This window comes from Paenibacillus sp. FSL R7-0189, assembly GCF_037969925.1.
GTDB lineage: Bacteria > Bacillota > Bacilli > Paenibacillales > Paenibacillaceae > Paenibacillus_AQ > Paenibacillus_AQ odorifer.
Genome location: NZ_CP150223.1, coordinates 5,098,017 through 5,112,932 on the forward strand (window position 1 = coordinate 5,098,017; position 14,916 = coordinate 5,112,932).

Here is a 14,916-nt window from a genome sequence, read left to right on the forward strand (position 1 = left end):
TTTACCTTCACAGAATTTCAAACAGATGTACTTGCCATAATTCAGTTGTCAGATGAGTAGCACTGCGTAGCAAAAAAACTGGATAAATTGTTAATTTCACCCTATAGTTACTAAAATCGATTATAATAAAATTTATGTTCAAGCCGATTACCTATCCTAAGTTAATAGGATAATCATACGCAAAAAGGCATAGTGATGAATCGCCTATGCTATAAGGGTTATAGAGTTTTCAAATACACACTTATGTATAAGAGGAGGCGAATGATATGACGATAATGCCTGTTATAGTAATGATCTTAGTATTTGTACCTGCCATTGTACTCATGGTAAGCATGCCTTATTTAACAAGAGAAACGATTAGTTTTGGGGTCACCGTCAGCCCTGTACAATTCCATAGTGAGCCTCTGCGCCAGATGCGGAAGTCATATGCTAGGATTAGTGCTACCTTACATACCATCCTATTCATTGTTTGTATCATCTGTCTAATATACGGTGGTGAACATTCCAAGCAACCAAGTTGGATCATTGTCACTTATTCACTCGCCATGGTCGTAATCTCCCTAGTCATAAACATTAGCTATCATTTCAAAATGAAAAGTTTACTACCTATGCTGCCTATTGCTCTGGAACCATCGATCATGGCAGTGGACACTGGATTTCGGAAAAGAAACATTGGCTTGTCTAATAAATGGTTCCTCATTCATGTTTTAATTATTGTTGTTACTATTGTAAATGTGCTACGCAACTACGATCAGATTCCTGATCAGATTCCGATCCATTACAACAGCAGTTGGAACGTAGACGGCTATGCAGCTAAATCTTATAGTTCTGTGTTTATGCCTACGATCATGCAAGTGTTCATAACACTTTTGTTCATATTTGAGAATTGGAGTATTCGCAGAGTGAAGCAGCAGGTTCAACCCAATGATCCTAACCGTTCCATCAGACAAGACGCAACTTACCGCCGTACTTGGTCATATTTTATGCTTACAGCAAGCTTCTTAATAGTTATCCTGTTTTCCGTCGTGCAACTAAATATGATATCTCAGCTTAACATGAATTTCGCTATCCCTATTATCCTAATCATAATAGCCCTTATCATTTTATACGCCTTGGCCTTAACGTTCTGGGCTGGTCAGGGTGAAAGCCGCTTGGAGCGATCTGCCGATAGCTCCAATGTCAGACCTGTCCATGATGATGAAAAATGGCTATTAGGTATGATTTATTTCAATAGCAAAGATTCAAACCTAATCGTCAAGAAAAGGCTCGGAGTCGGCTGGGGATTAAATTTCGGTCACCCAGTAAGCTGGCTGTTTTGGCTCGGAATTATTGTACTGTTAGTTGTGGTGCGGTAACAAAGCTTGGAGGTTAATACTCACCGGAGTATAGACGAAGTTAGAGTTTCGAAACAGAATATTTACCGAAAAAAACGCCTAAAGGGTGTTTTTTTATTATCTTTAAGTGTCTCAGTAATATCTATTTTGAATTAAACTACATATTAAAGAGTATTTCTCGTATTAATATCTCTTTGTTACAATCAGATTGTTATCTAAAGGAGGGTATAAAATGAACTATCGCAAATTAGGAACTAGTGGCTTACATCTAAGTGAGATTGCTTATGGTAATTGGATTACACATGGTGCTCAAGTGGACAATGATACTGCCCATGCTTGTGTTCGCGCTGCATTGGATGTAGGGATCACAACATTTGATACTGCAGATGTATATTCCGATACGAAAGCTGAGATGGTGCTGGGCCAAGCATTAAAAGGAGTGCACAGAGCTGATATCGAATTGTGTACCAAGGTGTGCCATCCCACAGGGACGGGACGTAACGCAAGAGGTCTGTCTCGCAAGCATATTATGGAGGCGTGCCATGCTTCACTGAACAGATTACAGACCGATTATATTGATATCTATTATGCGCATCGCTTTGACGCAACAGTATCCCTTGAAGAGACCTTTTTGGCTTTTTCGGATCTGGTGCGTCAAGGTAAGGTTCTCTATGTCGGGATAAGTGAGTGGACGGCGGATCAGATAGCAGAAGGTGCTATTTTGGCGAGGGAATTGAAGGTGCCATTGGTGGCTAGTCAACCTCAATATTCGATGTTATGGCGCGTGATGGAGACGGAGGTAGTTCAAGCTTGTGAGCGGGAAGGGATTGGACAGGTGGTCTGGTCACCGCTTGCTCAAGGGATTCTTTCAGGTAAATATATGCCAGGGCAACCATTGCCAGAGGGTTCTCGTGCTTCAACCGCTGCGGGCTCACCATTTATGAATAAATTGGCGGGTCAGTGGCTTCGGACTGAGGTGCTTGAGGCGGTCTCGAATCTCTCTTCCATCGCCAGTGAAGTTGGGTTGACGCTTCCGCAGTTGGCTATAGCATGGGTGTTGCAAAATACACAAGTCTCCTCTGCAATTATTGGGGCATCCAAGCCTGAGCAGGTTATAGAAAATGCCAGAGCTGCGGGAGTTCGTCTGGATAGGGAAGTAATGTTGGAAATCGATAGGGTGCTAGAAGGACTCGTTGAACGTGATCCTAGAAAAACGGGCTGAATATTATATTATTCACCATTAATAGCTTCTGAACTCATTTGTCCTATGATCTCTAGTAACGCGGGTAAGGAGGCACGATCGCAATCGGTTCTCCAAGCGGCATAAAGGGGAATCGATGGTGTGCTTTCTTCAAAGGGACGAAATGCGACACCTTCACGCTGAAAAATAGCAACTGAAGAGGGCACAATGGAAACTCCAAGATTAGCAGCTACCAAATTTACAATGGTGTACATCTGAATGGCTTCCTGTACAACATTCGGATACATGTCGTGTTGGGCGCAGAAGCTCATAATGAGGTCATGAAAAGGAGCTCCTAAATGACGCGGGAACGATATAAACGGCTCTAAAGCTAAAGAGCGAATGGATAACACCGGTAATTGAGATAGGTGATGCTGCTCTGGCAAAACGGCAATAAGCGATTCATTGACTAAGGGACGATGGCCGATATGTTTGCCCGACTCTGTATAACGTACAAATCCAATGTGAATCGTTCCTTCATGTAAAGCCTGCCATTGCTGAGCAGACGTCATCTCATGTAATCTGAGTTGTACTTGTGGATAACGTTCCCGAAACATTTTTAACATATTAACCAATACTCCACCAGCTGCAGAATCTATAAATCCAATGTTCAAATGTCCGATAATTCCTTGATCGACTAATTGTGTTGTTTTAATAGAGCGTTCCAGTTGAGATAAAATGGATTTAGCCTCCTCTAGAAATACCGCCCCCGCTGGCGTGAGACGAACTTGTCTTTTGTTCCGTTCTAATAGTTTCACACCAATCTCATTCTCCAGAGCTTGAATTTGCTGGCTTAAGGGAGGCTGCGTCATATTTAGCTTCTCTGCTGCACGGTTAAAATGAAGTTCCTCTGCTACTGCGATAAAGTATTGTAACTTTTTTATGTCCATACTGTTCAATCTCCCTTGAAATGCTTCTTCAAGCAAGTATAAGGATCTTTGAAGAAAAATGAAAGGAATGACATGTCCTCTGAGGTGTTTTATTCGAGTGCCAAATGCGCTAGACTAGGAATGGGTACCCAGAACAATGATGTACTGTTTGATTGGTCATAAAGGGGGAGAACGACGATGATAAGAGGATTAACAACAGCAGGTTTGGGTGAGATTAGTTCCAATGAAGAATACATCAGACTTGCGAGCCAATTCGGGTTTCGGTCCATAGACGTCAATCCATTAGAGTTGGTACATCAATATGGCAAGGATGGGGCAGTTCAATTGTTGGAAAGTCATGGCGTCATGCTAGGATCTTTTGGTTTAGAGGTAGATTGGCGCACGACAGAGGATAGCTTTAGGGAGAGTCTGAAATCGCTTACCCAGATGGCTGAGGCCGCTGCTGACTTAAAGTGCACCACATGCTGCACATATATTTTACCTTCGACTGATCTTCCGGTCGCACCGTTTATGATTGCAGCCACTAGACGTTTAAGACTATGTGCAGAAATATTAGGCGCTTATGGTATTTCGCTAGCCTTAGAGTTCGTTGGCCCTCATCACTTACGTACACAATGGGCAAATCCGCTGATCTGGACGATGCATGATACGTTGAACTGGATAGACACCATTCAAGTGAGAAATATCGGCTTGTTGCTGGATTCCTATCATTGGCATACAAATGGATTAACAAGTGAGGATCTGCTGAAATTACAACCGCATCAAATCGCGTATGTCCATATCAATGATGCTAAACCTCTGCCCATAGAAGAATTGCTTGATTTTGATCGATTGTATCCAGGGGAAGGGGCTATTGATCTTACAGGCTTCCTGGGAAGCCTTACAAAGATCGGGTATACCGGCGTTATCGCCCAAGAAGTGCTGGCACCAGCCTCCGCACACAGTTCATCTGAATTATTTTCCCGTTCCAAAGCAGGTTTCGATAAAGTATTCTCATTGCTAGAAATCTAAACACATCGAACTCTACATTAGAAGAAGCGTTAAGGAAGGAATCAACTATCTGCTCTATGGGATAGTTGATTTTTTTCCTCTAAACATAGGATTACATACGTCTATAGGCCTCTTAATATAGTATAATCATACTGTATTGCTCAAAGTTGGAGATAGGGATATAGCACTATTAAATACTATTGACGAATGAGGAGTCTATGAGAACTTCGGAGAATAAAATTAAGTTAAGTCATATGTTGTACATAGTAGTATTCATCTGCCTGCTGATTGCAATACGCTGGAGCTGGTACAATCATTTTACTTTATCCAATGCCCCGGTAGTGGAGCAAGGTGTGCTCGATTTGCGGGGAGTAGACCTTGAATCACTAAGCTCTTTTCCATTGGATGGAGAATGGGAGTTTTATCCTCAACAATGGGTGAATGCCGCCAATGTGGATAGCGTTTTAAAAGGCCAAATGCTTCAGGTGCCGGGTAACTGGAGTACCGCATTTAATCCTTCAGAGCAAAAAAAGGCATATGGATACGGAACTTATCATATGCGTATTTTGCTAGATCAACCCTTGTCTGAGCCGCTAAGCTTTTGGTTCCAGTCCATCTATACTTCTTCTGAAGTGGAGATCAATGGAACAGTGCTCGCACGGTTTGGTGTGTTATCTGACGAGAAGGAAGAGCATGTTTATGTGACGAAAGCATTCTTAATCAGTTATACACCTACAGATCAGAAGCATCTGGATCTGTTTGTCCGGACGTCAAACTATGAGTCTCCACTAAAAGGGGGCATAATTCGGTCGGTGGAGTTTGGTATTCAACATGAAGTAGACACTATATACTGGAATTCCATTGGCTTGCAGTTAGTCGTAGGGGTCATGCTTCTTCTACATGGGTTGTATTTATTGATTATCTATCTGATGGATGTACGAAAAACAGAGCTGATTATTTTTTTCCTAATGATGGTCGCTGCGGCTGTATCCATTGGGGTTGAACATAATGGACTGTTGTTCCGGTTTCTTCATGTTGATTTTGCCTGGATGTTGAGGTTAAAGGTTCTTTCGTATATAGGGTTTTGTCTATTCCTTTTATTGATGGGAAGAGAACTATTGGGGAATCGACGGAAAGGCAAGGCGTTTTATAGTTACATCCTATCAGTTCTCATTTTTACTTTATTTATTATTGTAGGTCCTGAAGAGGCAGTGTTATATATCATCGGAAAAGGGTATTACATGATCCTGTATTACGTCCCAGTGTGTTGGACGGTATATTATTTTTGGAAGATGGTATCCTTACGAGCTGAAGGTGCTCTATTTTTATTGTTTTCAGTGTTAGCAGTACTAAATAATATGTTGTGGGGGGCTGTCTACTATGCCGGTAGCTCACAATTCATGTTTTATCCCGTAGATTTAATTGCTGCCCTTGCCGCATTTTCCGCCTATTGGTTTAGGAGATATTTTCATCAATCCCATCAAAATGTGTTACTGAACGCTCAATTGGCGGAATCCAATAAATTAAAGGACCGTTTTCTAGCCAATACGTCACATGAGCTGCGCACTCCACTGCATGGGATTATGAATATTGCCCAAAGTGTGTTAACAAGAAAAAAACATGTGCTGGATGAAGAGAGCCAGCGTGACATGGAATTGCTAATTATGGTCAGTCGCCGGATGTCGCTTATGCTGAATGACTTGCTTGATGTTGTGCGATTGCAGGATAAGCGGATTGTGATGAATATAAAGGTCTTGCAAGTGAGGTCATTGGCTGAAGGTGTACTGGATATGTTACGCTTCTTAACCGGTGGGACGAAGGTAGAGCTTCGAATGTCTATAGATGAGAAACTGCCTCGTGTTTATGCGGATGAGGAGCGATTGGTGCAGATTCTGATTAATTTAGTTCATAACGCACTAAAGTACACCGAACAGGGAAGTGTTGAACTGGCCGCAGAACAAGTAGGTGGGGATGTATGGATACATGTTACGGATACAGGAGTAGGTATGGATGAAGCTTTGAAAAAGCGTGTTTTTATGCGCTATGAACAAGGGGCTTACGGTCAAGGCGGCATTGGGCTGGGACTTAGCATCTGTAAGGAGCTGGTCGAACTGCATGGCAGTGAATTATTGCTGCAATCGCAGCCGGGTCAGGGAAGTAAGTTCAGCTTCAAATTACCTGTAGCTAAAGGGGGCCTGCAGTCATCTATTCCAGATGTTCATACAGAAAAAGATTCGGATCCATTGTCACCATTCAGCACGTGGATAACTGCTGAGAAATCAGCTATGGTGGCTGCCACCTATAATACAAAGGAAGTAGAGGCACTCTCGAAGCTCGATACAGACGCTGACATCATACATGTGCTGGCGGTTGATGATGATTCGGTCAATTTAAAAGTTCTGCAAAATATTTTATCAGATGGAGCTTATCGGATTGATACAACGACTTCAGCCCGTGAGGCGCTGGATATGTTGCATCATGAGCAGTTTGATTTGGTTATCGCTGATGTGATGATGCCGGGCATGTCTGGTTATGAATTGACAAGATTGATACGCGAGCGGTTCACGATGTATGAACTTCCTATTATTCTATTGACCGCCCGCAGTGAGCAGGAGGATGTCTACGCAGGTTTCTTGGCTGGCGCTAATGACTATGTAACCAAGCCAGTAGATGCCATAGAATTGAAGTATCGTGCTTCGTCGCTCACTTCTATGAAGCAAGCAGTCAATGATCGTTTGAGAATGGAGGCTGCTTATTTACAAGCGCAGATCCATCCACATTTTCTCTTTAATACATTAAATTCGATTATGTCCTTGAGTGATTTTGACACTGTCAAAATGAAAGATCTTTCAGATGCGTTCACTACTTATCTGCGGATCAGCTTTGACTTCTTAAATGCAGGCAAACTTGTTTCGCTGTCGCAAGAGCTGGAGCTGGTCGAGAATTATGTATATATCCAGCAGCAGCGTTTTGAGGAGAGGCTACAAGTTGAATGGGAAGTAGACGCGAATCTCCAGCTTCTAATTCCTCCGCTGACGATTCAGCCACTGGTCGAGAACGCCGTCCGGCATGGGATCTTAAGTCGGGCAAAAGGTGGAACCTTGCGTATTCACATCGAGACACATGCGGAGGCTGTTCATTTTATCATTGCAGATACGGGGATTGGAATGGATGAAGCTCAAGTCAGCAAGTTATTACAGCCCAAAAGTCTTAAGGATCAAGGAATTGGTCTCCTTAATACAGATCGGAGATTAACACAATTATATGGACAAGGCTTGAAGATTCAAAGTATTCCTGGGGTGGGAACTACAGTGTCTTTCATTATTCCTGATTAGGATGGTTGTAAAACCATCCTTTTCTGTCCAGCTGTAATTGAGTGGATGTGATTTGGATGATCAATTCTTCCACGGCGGATAAGGTTGCAATTATACAGACAATGGTTGTCCAAATGGTGTGGGTACTATGGGAAAGCCATAAAGGAGTTATAAATAAGAGGAGCCCGGTAAGTTTATTGCCGTAGGTATGGATGCTTGCGTAAGTTTTGAATCTCCGGAGGGCGATCCCTATCGATGTTATGCGGATGACCGCGATCAAGAAGATCCATAAGATGAATTCGAGTGCAAGACCCAGAAACGGATACAAAGTAAATAAGCAGATCCCGATTAGTATCGTGTCGGCAGCAGAATCCAGCTTTGCTCCGAGATGACTTGTTGTGCCTGATTTTCGGGCAATTGGACCATCTATCAGATCGGTGACTCCGCAAAGGATATAAATTACAAGAAAGGCCGAACTTAGGGGCTCGAAGAATAACAGCATGATTGCCAAAATAATTCTGCCAAGTGTAATACAATTAGGTATAACTTTCAACTTCAATCCCACCTTTGTTCATGACCTCATTTTATTTTTATTGTACCAGAGGCAGAGTATATGCTATATGCTATATGCTATTTGGAAAAGGATTATAAGATAGTATTGAAGAAGTAGTGAAGTAGAAGTGTAGATTAGGATTCTAGTGGTAATTTAGGAGGGATTTTATGAAGCAGAATACAAACTTAAAGGTACATACATTAGCTGATATCGAACATCTGAAAATTCACGGCAGAACAACAGGTTTACTTTCTCCACTAACGTTATTTTGGACAGGCAGTGCGGTCGAATTAAATGTTAAAAGTTCTGAGCTATGGCTTGAAGTAGAAGCAGATTATGATGTTTATGAACCTTGGATTAGCATCCTGATCAATTCTGTTCCTGTTAGCAGACAAATGTTAGTAGCAGGCCGGTATTGGATTTGTGTATTTAGAGGCATGAATGAACGTGTTGTGAAAAATGTACGTATTGTAAAAGATGTGCAGGCAATGAGTGGAGACCCTGGCTGCTCTTTGCAGATACATGCGGTGAAGATGGATGGGAAATTTCTGCCGGTTGCGGACAAACCCCACAAGATAGAGTTCATAGGTGACAGTATAACATCCGGTGAAGGAAGTATAGGTGCCAAGGCTGAAGAAGACTGGATACCAATGTGGTTTAGTGCCATTAACAACTATACTAGCATGACGGCAGATGCTTTAAATGCAGAATATAGAGTTATTTCTCAAAGTGGCTGGGGCGTCCTTACTAGCTGGGATAATAATCCGCACGGTAATATCCCTGATTGTTATGAACAGGTTTGTGGTCTTCTAACTGGAGCAAAAAACGAAGCTTTAGGAGCTTTTCAAGAACACTCTTTTGAATCCTGGCAGCCAGATGTTGTGGTAGTTAATCTAGGAACAAATGATGGGGGCGCTTTTCAATCGCCAGAATGGAAAGATGAGGTAACAGGGGAAAGCCATAAACAACGCTTAAATGAAGACGGGACCTATCATGAGGATGATATACAAGCTTTTGTCGATGCCGCCGAGAAATTTCTGATGAAGCTTAGAAAAAATAATCAACATGCACATCTCGTATGGGCATACGGGATGCTTGGTATCCCCATGATGCCGGCGATCTACCGAGCGGTCGATGTTTATAGCAAGAAAACAGGGGACAAGCAGGTTTCAGTGTTGCAGCTTCCAAATATGACGGATGAGACCATAGGGGCAAGAAGTCATCCGGGAGCATTAGCTCATGAACAAGCGGCAAAAGAGTTGACGGGGTATTTGAAAGGGATTCTAGCGGGCGAAAGTTAATGATGAATTCATAAAAAAACAAGCCGGAGCGTAAGGAACACGCTCCGGCTTGTTTTATTTACTTTAGTCTATTTGGTGGATACAGACTTGAACCATTCGTTAACTTCTTTGGTGATTTGGTCACCACCATTTGCTTTCCAGTTGGAAACAAAGGAGTCAAAGGCATCTACTGGAAGCTTGCCGTAAATGATTTTGTTGAAGGTTTCCATTTCGGATTGACGAAGCAGATTCCATTTGGATACCATCGTTGGTGTCGCAGCACCAGTGAAATAGTTCTGTCTACGAATGTCTATTTGCGACATAACAACTTTTGCAGCGGCCCAGTTTTCCGGTTTACGGAACTCAGCCATTTGTTTTTCATAAGGAGTTACAGGTGTTTCACCATCAGCAAGTTTAACCAATGTCTTCATGAACAGATCAGGAATACGAGCCGGTCCAGTTAAGAAAGGAAACTCATTGGAGAAGTCTTTAATCTTCTCTTTATCACTAGTAGGCTTTCCATCAATCATGTCCCAATCGTAGCCTTTAGCAAAGCCGTATTCAAATTCACTACCAGCTGCAGGATTAGCTAGGTTATCAAGCAAGTAGTTGTAGTATAAGAAAATTGCTTCAGGGTGCTTAGCATCTTTGTTAATCATGATACTAGCGTTTACCCCAGAGTTCTGCCATTTGGTACCGATGAGTCCGTCTGGACCTGCTGGAACCGGATAAGCTTTGATCTTCGCTCCAGGTACATTTTTCATAAGATCGGGAGCCGGCCAGTCTGGAACCCAGTTTGCTCCTGGTAGAATACCTGCGGCGCCTTTTGTCCAGCTTTCAGCAGATTTACCTTCATCCCAAAGTGCGGAGTCTGTGTGAATATAACCTTTTTCCATCCACTCACTAAGCTTAGCAAGGGCTTGTTTAGCACCAGGATTAATGGAACCGTATTCTAGATTGCCATCGGCATCTTTATTCCATTGTTCCTCAATCGTACCATAAGCACCGAATAACCAGTCGAGTTGGCCCATCCAGGTGTTTGTATTGTTTTTCAAAGAAATCGCAAGTGGGAAAACATCTTTAGGTGCTAGACCGTCAGGGTTTTCGTTCTTGAATTTGTCCATAATGATCTCAAGATCGGCGATTGTTTTTGGAGCTTGAAGGTTCAGCTTTTCCATCCAATCTTCCCGTAACCAGAGAAGGGTATCGTCATTATCGGTATATTCAAGGATCGGCATATTGTATTTCTTACCGTCTTTTGTGAATGGATACCAAAGTTCTGGGTGTGCTGCAGCATGATCTTTTAGAATTTTATTAGCATACTTGTCAAACAACTCATCGATAGCAATGAACTGACCGGAATCAATCAGTTGATTGGTCAACACTGCATTGGTTGGTACAGAAACGAAGTCAGGCAGCTTTTCGCCAGAAGCAATGGCAAGCTGAAGCTTTTGTCTGTATTGATCGTCATTGGCAGGATACCAAGTATCTTTATGCTTCATGCCCAGTGTTTCCAGCATCCAGCGATCGTGAACATTGTTTTCTTTTGTATCGCCTTGAACATATTTCTTCGGCATCAATACCGAACTGAACTCGATGGGTGGATCGTATTTACCTTTTTCAAAAGCAGCATCTGCTTCAGATAAACTAGTCTCAGACGATGTGGTATTGTTTTGTTTGGCGTTTTCATTATTTCCGCCGCCACTGCCACAGGCTGTGAGTGTGATAAGTGCTGTGACCGTTAACAACGACCACATTTTTTTGAACTTGATCATTCTTTAATTCCCCCTACTGTGTATGATCTTTACAAGTGTAACTTTAACAACTAGTCGGGGATGGCATCTATATGAGATTTTTAGTTTCGATAGGACTCTATCATGCTATTTATTATTGTCTCGATATTCCTGCGGTGTTACTCCGAACTGTCGTTTGAATACTTTTATAAAATAAGCAGGGTCCATATAGCCAATCTCCATGCTGATTTCATAGACTTTTTTAGAAGTGTTTTTCAGCTTATGGCAGGCCCGATCCATGCGCAGGCGCGAGATATAATCGCTTATTCCTTCACCCGTTTCAATCTTATAAATTTTTGATAAATGAGTCGGATGGAGGTTTACATGGTCAGCCAGAACCCGTAATGAAACATCTAAATGCAGGTTTTTGTCTGTGAAATCTTGAATCTTTTTCACATATTCAGACCTGATGTCCTTAATTTCGTTAGACGTTCCTTCTTTCAATTTGCTCAGGATGCTGAGGGACCATTTTCTAAGTTTACCGATGGTCGAGAACGCTTCACCGCTTTGCAACCAACCGAGATCGTCTCCCACTAAGTTAGCTAGAGTATGTCCATTTCGGTGTGCGAGATTCGTGAAGGATGCAGTGATTAAAAAACCGGCCTCCATGCAATGCTCCCACGATTCAGACCATTTCTCATCCAGCTCCGCGCAGACAGCGAGTAGTTTCTCTTCCGCAGCATCCCAATGCCCACTTTCAAGCAGGTGAATTAGTGTCGGCGGGGTGTAAAGGGCATCCAAAGGTCCTTGGGTGGTGGAAGGTTCAAATTCGCTGACCCGCATTACGAATTCGCGCTCGTCTCCCACGATCTGCCGGAAATAAGCTGTAGCCTGACGGAAACGGCTCGACACCTTCTCGGGAAACTGGAACCACTCGGTGATTACTATGGACAGGGAACCTTTCAGAAATTGCTTAACCTTATACTGAAGCTGTAAAGAAAGCTTTTCTAGGATGGTTTCTTTGCCGATGTCGGATCCTTTCTCTTTAAGCTGAAGCAGAAACACAAGATATCCATGTTCTTCTTTAACGCCCCAGACCTGCATGAATTCACCCATAATCTCTTCAGCCATATTGATGATGGCATATTCAATTAAGGTTTGATCATTATTGTTATAATGGCTAAATTCTTCTTCCATGCGTACAAGCATCAAAGCGCAATCGCCAGAATGGAAGGGCAAATCATAATTTACGAGCTTCCGTTCCCATTCGCCAGCTTGAAATTGATGACCTTGCAAGGCATCAAGCAGCAGTTGACCACGTAAAAGCGGCAGATTTTCCCGTAGGGTAAACTGGGTTCGTTTAAGCGAACTGATAAGTTCCCATTCTGTGTTCAATTGCTCGATGGCAGTTTTGACTGCACCGATGATTTCATCATCGGTAGGTGGCTTAAGCAAATAATCGACAGCATTATGCTGGAGTGCTTTTTTGGCGTAATCGAACTCCGAATGGCCTGATAAAATAATGCATTTAATCTTTTTATCACGTTTTCTTATCCGCTCTATTAATTCAATTCCCGTCATTTCGGGCATTTGGATATCCGAGATCACAATATCAATCGGGTTGGTATCGATAATTTGTAGCGCCTCACGTGCCGAATACGCTTTATGCACCTGTTCAATTCCTAGCGTATGCCAGGGTTTAGTCATGGCAAGATTATCTACCCAGTGCGCTTCATCGTCTACTATAATCATTTGCATGTTGTTATTCTCCTTGATGATTCTTAAATTTAGAATATTCATCCTCAGTAGGGATTTCCCAGATAATCTCTGTTCGGAAACCTCCAAGAGGGGATGGTTTAAAGGTTAGACAGGATTGATTACCGAACAGGTGCATGATCCGCTGATTCGTATTCCAGAGCCCACAGCCCATTTCTTCCTGCAATGGCTCCTGCATTTTACGATTCAAAGCTTCTAACTGCTCCGGATTCAAGCCAGGCCCGTCGTCATCAATATAAATCTTGCAGAAGCCGTTCGAAATCTCACCACTAATGCTAATCTCACCCGATGAATACGATTTGGCCACTCCGTGAATGACTGAGTTCTCCACAATAGGCTGAAGCATTAGACGTGGCACAGACTGGCTTAACATGTTCTCAGGGATTTCGATATGATAATCAATTCTGGCATTGCGCAGCTTTTGAATATCCAAATAGTTGACGAGCAGCTTGATTTCTTCATCCAGTGACGCGGTTTCCCGTTCCATTCGGGTAGTATAACGATAGTAAGCACTTAAATTATAAGCCATTGAGACGACAGCGTCCTCATCCTTCATTTGGGCCATATTGATAATATAACCAAGGCAGTTATAGAGAAAATGTGGATTGATTTGCGCCTGCAGTTGCTTAAGTGTAGCTTCGCGGGCACGGATTTTCTCATTGAACACATTCTCTATCAGGTCTTGAATTTGATGGGACATATCATTAAAGCGATGGAATAGAAACGAAAACTCGTTCCGGCCCTCGTTATGAAGACGTACAGAATAATCTCCACGCTGCACGCGCCGTAAGCCTTTAATTAGCTTTTTGATAGGATATTGAACATTTCTGTATAGTAATATGGAAGCGGAAATTCCCATAACAAACAGCAAAATCATCGAGATATAGAACAAATCCTGACTGAGCGAAATGGGTTTTAGGATTTGATATAGAGGGACAACATCTATTAAATTCCAATCCAAATAGGAGGACTTCACAGAGCTGACCAGGTAGTTCTTGCCATTGAGTTTGACTACATCCTGGGTAGTGTTCTCAGGTGAGTGTTTATCCAGGTAAAGAATGAGTTCTTCAGATAACTGCTTGTCCGCACTGCGATTCAGAATTGGCGAGTTCCCTTTATGATAGAAAAAAGGATCACCTTGTCCACCTTCCTTGTACGTATCCAGCATGTTCTGAATATTCTCATAACTGAAGCTGGCTTCAATCACCAAGTTGCTTCCCGTCAACATCCCCGGCTGAGCTAAGGAATCCGTATAGAACCAGTAAAAGGATTTTAGCTCGTCTTTAGATTCCAAGCTATGATCGCCATACGTCCATTTTCCACTCATATTTCTTTTTAAGTAATCCTCATCATACCCAAATGTCCGGTTGTAGTTGGAGATGACATCTTTATTTTGCTGTGAATGTACGGCATATCTGGCAGGCCAAATATCTGCAACCCCGGATTGAAGCACCATCTTTTCCTGAATGACATACCGGGTCTGCATCTGATCATATCGATCCGCCCAAATGTTTAATCCGTTGAAGGCTCTGACATTGGGATCTCTAGAAAGGATAAGGGCGAAGTCCATCATCTGATTAATACGCGAATCAATTTGACTGGACAGAAAAGTGAGCTGCTTCGTATTGGACACCTGCAGCTCTTTGCTTACAACATCGTATGTGACGTTATTTGAAAAGGTATACATGATAATGATGGGGATGAACAAGAGTATGATCAGGCAGTTTATTTTGGCAAACAAACTAAACCGGGATTGTGTTAATTCTCTCAGGGATGTAAAGCGCTTCCAAATATTCATAAATGTAC

The 14,916-nt window shown here is 42.5% G+C and carries 10 protein-coding genes; 5 read left to right on the forward strand and 5 right to left on the reverse strand.

The window, feature by feature from the left end; all coding sequences use genetic code 11:
* Positions 1-266 precede the first annotated feature (266 nt).
* Both MKY63_RS22270 and MKY63_RS22275 read left to right on the forward strand, forming a co-directional pair.
* Complete coding sequence (locus tag MKY63_RS22270) at positions 267-1,355, forward strand: DUF1648 domain-containing protein (protein WP_076143799.1); 1,089 nt, start codon at positions 267-269, stop codon at positions 1,353-1,355.
* 211 nt (positions 1,356-1,566) lie between these two features.
* Complete coding sequence (locus tag MKY63_RS22275; protein ID WP_076143801.1) at positions 1,567-2,556, forward strand: aldo/keto reductase family protein; 990 nt, start codon at positions 1,567-1,569, stop codon at positions 2,554-2,556.
* An 8-nt stretch (positions 2,557-2,564) separates the two neighbouring features.
* Here the strand turns inward: MKY63_RS22275 and MKY63_RS22280 are convergent, their stop codons facing one another.
* A complete protein-coding gene (locus MKY63_RS22280; RefSeq protein WP_339809835.1) occupies positions 2,565-3,464 on the reverse strand; it encodes a LysR family transcriptional regulator in 900 nt (299 codons plus the stop codon).
* Between the two features lie 177 nt (positions 3,465-3,641).
* Between MKY63_RS22280 and MKY63_RS22285 the strand changes: the two genes are divergently transcribed.
* The gene (locus MKY63_RS22285) at positions 3,642-4,475 is read left to right on the forward strand and encodes a sugar phosphate isomerase/epimerase family protein (RefSeq protein WP_036688698.1); all 834 of its coding nucleotides are present in this window, start codon (positions 3,642-3,644) and stop codon (positions 4,473-4,475) included.
* Between the two features lie 197 nt (positions 4,476-4,672).
* On the forward strand, positions 4,673-7,789 hold the full coding sequence (locus MKY63_RS22290; protein ID WP_339809836.1) for an ATP-binding protein: 3,117 nt from the start codon (positions 4,673-4,675) through the stop codon (positions 7,787-7,789).
* On the opposite strand, the gene MKY63_RS22295 is transcribed toward MKY63_RS22290, so the two are convergent.
* Positions 7,776-8,321 carry a CDP-alcohol phosphatidyltransferase family protein gene (locus MKY63_RS22295; protein WP_076106418.1) on the reverse strand — a complete coding sequence of 182 codons (546 nt, stop codon included), beginning with the start codon at positions 8,319-8,321 and terminating at the stop codon, positions 7,776-7,778. The genes MKY63_RS22290 and MKY63_RS22295 overlap by 14 nt on opposite strands.
* Positions 8,322-8,488: 167 nt before the next feature.
* On the opposite strand from MKY63_RS22295, the gene MKY63_RS22300 reads away from it, so the two are divergent.
* Positions 8,489-9,622, forward strand: coding sequence for an SGNH/GDSL hydrolase family protein (locus tag MKY63_RS22300; RefSeq protein WP_076143804.1), 1,134 nt, complete (start codon positions 8,489-8,491; stop codon positions 9,620-9,622).
* 68 nt (positions 9,623-9,690) lie between these two features.
* On the opposite strand, the gene MKY63_RS22305 is transcribed toward MKY63_RS22300, so the two are convergent.
* From MKY63_RS22305 to MKY63_RS22315, 3 genes are all read right to left on the reverse strand, one after another.
* The gene (locus MKY63_RS22305) at positions 9,691-11,376 is read right to left on the reverse strand and encodes an ABC transporter substrate-binding protein (protein WP_036688689.1); all 1,686 of its coding nucleotides are present in this window, start codon (positions 11,374-11,376) and stop codon (positions 9,691-9,693) included.
* A 105-nt stretch (positions 11,377-11,481) separates the two neighbouring features.
* Positions 11,482-13,092 (reverse strand): response regulator, encoded by a 1,611-nt coding sequence (locus MKY63_RS22310; RefSeq protein ID WP_076141015.1) that lies wholly within the window; start codon positions 13,090-13,092, stop codon positions 11,482-11,484.
* Between the two features lie 4 nt (positions 13,093-13,096).
* Positions 13,097-14,908, reverse strand: coding sequence for a sensor histidine kinase (locus MKY63_RS22315; RefSeq protein WP_076141014.1), 1,812 nt, complete (start codon positions 14,906-14,908; stop codon positions 13,097-13,099).
* Between the last annotated feature and the right edge of the window lie 8 nt (positions 14,909-14,916).

What these genes read in the sequence shown, in the direction of transcription:
- MKY63_RS22315 (WP_076141014.1), bottom strand. Translation starts at nt 14,908, where the DNA reads ATGAATATTTGGAAGCGCTTTACATCCCTGAGAGAATTAACACAATCC.
- MKY63_RS22310 (WP_076141015.1), bottom strand. Translation starts at nt 13,092, where the DNA reads ATGCAAATGATTATAGTAGACGATGAAGCGCACTGGGTAGATAATCTT.
- MKY63_RS22285 (WP_036688698.1), top strand. Translation starts at nt 3,642, where the DNA reads ATGATAAGAGGATTAACAACAGCAGGTTTGGGTGAGATTAGTTCCAAT.
- MKY63_RS22305 (WP_036688689.1), bottom strand. Translation starts at nt 11,376, where the DNA reads ATGATCAAGTTCAAAAAAATGTGGTCGTTGTTAACGGTCACAGCACTT.
- MKY63_RS22290 (WP_339809836.1), top strand. Translation starts at nt 4,673, where the DNA reads ATGAGAACTTCGGAGAATAAAATTAAGTTAAGTCATATGTTGTACATA.
- MKY63_RS22275 (WP_076143801.1), top strand. Translation starts at nt 1,567, where the DNA reads ATGAACTATCGCAAATTAGGAACTAGTGGCTTACATCTAAGTGAGATT.
- MKY63_RS22280 (WP_339809835.1), bottom strand. Translation starts at nt 3,464, where the DNA reads ATGGACATAAAAAAGTTACAATACTTTATCGCAGTAGCAGAGGAACTT.
- MKY63_RS22300 (WP_076143804.1), top strand. Translation starts at nt 8,489, where the DNA reads ATGAAGCAGAATACAAACTTAAAGGTACATACATTAGCTGATATCGAA.
- MKY63_RS22270 (WP_076143799.1), top strand. Translation starts at nt 267, where the DNA reads ATGACGATAATGCCTGTTATAGTAATGATCTTAGTATTTGTACCTGCC.